General features: G+C 44.2%; 1 rRNA gene. It reads left to right on the top strand.

Going from position 1 to position 498, the window contains the following annotated elements:
* Nucleotides 1-498: ribosomal RNA gene (locus RH99_RS18790) — 23S ribosomal RNA — on the top strand; the annotation flags it as partial.

Here is a 498-nt window from a genome sequence, read left to right as displayed (position 1 = left end):
TAGGCGCTAAATAGCCTGTGATCCGGAGATTTCCGAATGGGGAAACCCACATATCCAAAGATATGTACTTTATACTGAATACATAGGTATATAGAGACACACCCGGGGAACTGAAACATCTAAGTACCCGGAGGAAGAGAAAGAAATATCGATTTCCTGAGTAGCGGCGAGCGAAACGGAATCAGCCCAAACCAAGAACTTTGTTCTTGGGGTTGTGGATAAATCATATATGCATAATATCTTAATCGAAGAGTTCTGGAAAGCTCTACCGCAGAAGGTAATAGTCCTGTAGATTAAAAGAGAAAATTGCTAGATTTATTCCAGAGTACCACGAGACACGTGAAACCTTGTGGGAAGCTGGGAGGACCACCTCCCAAGGCTAAATACTAACTAGTGACCGATAGTGAAGCAGTACCGTGAGGGAAGGTAGAAAACGAACCCGGAAGGGGAGTGAAATAGAACCTGAAACCGTGTGCCTACAACCGGTATACTACGTGT

Origin of the sequence: Clostridium arbusti SL206, assembly GCF_000246895.1 — a bacterium.
In the GTDB taxonomy this organism is placed as follows: domain Bacteria; phylum Bacillota; class Clostridia; order Clostridiales; family Clostridiaceae; genus Clostridium_I; species Clostridium_I arbusti.
The sequence above is the reverse complement of the archived record's forward strand: the minus strand, read 5'-3'. Positions and strand labels throughout refer to the sequence as shown.